A 2,720-nucleotide genomic window follows, 5' to 3' on the forward strand; every position below is an offset into this window, starting at 1 on the left:
AGCCCCTTCCCCCGCGAAGATTTCTCCGCAAGCAGCGTAAGCCCCAGCTGAATCAGCCCGCCGCTGGAGAAGTAGCCGAGCAGCACGGCCCCTGCGGTGCAGACCGCCGGCACCGGGAACGCCCAGATTACGAGCGAGACGACCGCTGTCATCACCGTATAGATCATCATAAAATAGATCGGTTTAATGCCCCGGTTTCCAAGCAGAAAGGTGACGAGCACACAGCAGATCGCGCCAAGACTTCCGTAGCTCACCAGCAGCCTCGACGAGCCTTCGCTCATATGCACGACCTCCGAGCCGTACTTGGCAATCCATTGCCCCAGGATATACAGCACGGTCTGCGCGACGTATCCGAAGAGAATCAGGCAAATTTCATTCAGGCTGAAATGAAGGGTTCTTGCCTTCTGCGGTTCTGCCGCTTGACTCTCGGGAGAATCGGCAGCCATAGGCGGAAAGGTGCGGGTAAGGACAAATACCAGATTGACGCAGAGCACCGCGATCAGAACAATAAAGCTCCAGCCAAACCATAACTGCCGCATAATCAGAAAGCTGATGAGATACGGCAGCACAAACTGTCCGCCCTGCATGAAGGCTTTTATAATGATGTTGGCCGGCCCGGATTTCTTGGGAAAGGCCTCCATCAATGCCGGATACGTTCCCGTATCCAGAAAGGAATTGGCGACACCGGCGGAAATGCCGAGCATATAAGCTACGGCCACGTTCGGACTGATCAGGATACCGCCCAGGAATAACACATAAAACAAGATCCCCAGCACTACCGATAGCTTTCGCCCGAACCGATCGGACAGCTTGCCCGAAAAAAATACGGCGACCAGCTTCCCGATTCCCAAAGAAGAAACAACCGCGGCGGCGCCGGCGTTATCCGTATGCCACTGTTTGGATAAAAAATCGATATTTTGGGCAATTATGATCAGCGCCATGCCGTGAACAAAATAGTTAATGTACAATCCCAAAGATGCCGACAAATACTTGTTCTTCATAGTCTCCCCCCGTTGCTCCCGGTAGTTTACCGCCCTGTTAAATCTCATTCGTCCCCTCCAAAAGCTTCTTTGCGCTTCTCCTTCCGGATAATGCCATTTTTATCCTTGCATTTCATCTGAATTGTATGCTAAATTCCGATTGTTCAATTGTAATCGAACTTTAGAATAAAAGTCTTGATTTGTCACTGGGGGATCACTTTATGAAAAAGGGTATCATTTACGCTGTTCTGGCCTATCTGACATGGGGGTTTCTCCCGCTGTATTGGCGGCTGTTTGCAGCGATGCCCGCGTGGGAAATTTTGGCGCAAAGGATTGCCTGGTCCTTTGTATTCGTAGCCGTTCTCGTTACGCTGTCCAGGCAGTGGAAGCAGTTAAAGAGTGTAGGTTCACGCGGAAGAAGCGCGGCCGCCATTGTTCTCTGCTCCATTTTCATCAGCCTGAACTGGTTTCTGTTCATTTGGGCCGTCAACAATCATCATGTGATTGAAACGAGCCTGGGCTATTATATGAATCCCCTGATCAGCGTACTGTTCGCTGTCGTTTTCCTGAAGGAACGGCTGTCGCCGGGACAATGGCTGTCCATTCTTCTGGCTGGCGTCGGCGTCCTGATTATGGCTGTGCAATACGGGCACATTCCGTGGATAGCCATTTCTTTGGCGGTTACTTTTGCCCTGTACGGTCTTGCCAAAAAAATAGCGAAGCTGGATGTTCTGCTGGGTCTGACCGGAGAGACGATTGTCGCGCTTCCCGTCGCGCTCGGCTATCTGATCTACATCCAATCGCAGGGAACCGGAAGCTTCGCTTCCTTGCCGCCGCTCTTGGTCGTCCTTCTCCTTCTCTCAGGCGCGGCGACGGCGATGCCTCTATTCTGGTTCGCCAAGGCCATGCAGCTGCTTCCACTTTCACTCGTCGGGTTCATCCAGTATATCGCACCGACAACGAGCCTGCTGCTTGCCATTTTCTTGTTTAACGAACCGTTCTCGCGGGGGCAACTGATCAGCTTTGCATTCATCTGGCTGGCTCTGATTGTATATTCCTTCGTCACGGTCAAGAGGTCCAAGGTAAAGGTCGTCCCGATTAGCCATAGAAATAGCTGCCGGGATGCCCTTCTTTAAGCGGGAATTTAGGTGGGTGCAGGGGCAGACGCTCTGTATTCCATCCTTTGGGGCAGGAAAAGCAAATTATGCAGAAACCTGAAATTGTGCATCTTTTGCTCGCCTCAGAACATCTGTCGTATAGAACGCCTGATAAAATGCAGGTTTTTCCCCGTTCAGCCTTAAACTCAGTCAGCACAGCGTCAAATACCTGTATGATAGCAGGTCCCTCCCGTGAATGAACGCTTGGCGTTAAAAAAAGGTGCATTTTAGCCGGTTTGCAAGAGACGCGGAACCGAAAGTCCAACCACTCTGAACCCCTTCACTTGATGTTGCCGCGTCAAGGAAGCCACGTTCATGCTCGCCGCATTGCATGCCAACACCGGGCAATCTAGTTCGATGAACGAGTTGGCCCGATAGAACCACAGAAGCCGGCAGGTCTTTCAATAATCGAAAGATCTGCCGGCTTCTTAACTCCTCTTTGCAATACGATGATCCACTTCCGGGACATCCCTAATCGTCAGCCATTCCCTGTCTTACCGTTCGGCTCTCCCTGCGGTTCACACCAGGAGCCACCCTTCCCGGTTCACCCGAACCGCTGCCGGTAGCCGCATCGGCGGGGCAG

The 2,720-nt window shown here is 52.2% G+C and carries 2 protein-coding genes; one reads left to right on the forward strand and one right to left on the reverse strand.

Annotated elements, in window-relative coordinates; all coding sequences use genetic code 11:
- On the reverse strand, positions 1-1,001 hold a 1,001-nt coding region (locus tag L692_RS0121950; RefSeq protein ID WP_025702145.1), incomplete at its 3' end, for an MFS transporter.
- Positions 1,002-1,201: 200 nt separating this feature from the next.
- Between L692_RS0121950 and rarD the strand changes: the two genes are divergently transcribed.
- Positions 1,202-2,116, forward strand: a complete 915-nt coding sequence (gene rarD / locus L692_RS0121955; RefSeq protein ID WP_025702146.1) for an EamA family transporter RarD — start codon at positions 1,202-1,204, stop codon at positions 2,114-2,116.
- Positions 2,117-2,720 lie beyond the last annotated feature (604 nt).

This window comes from Paenibacillus forsythiae T98 (assembly GCF_000520735.1).
In the GTDB taxonomy this organism is placed as follows: Bacteria; Bacillota; Bacilli; order Paenibacillales; family Paenibacillaceae; genus Paenibacillus_AQ; species Paenibacillus_AQ forsythiae.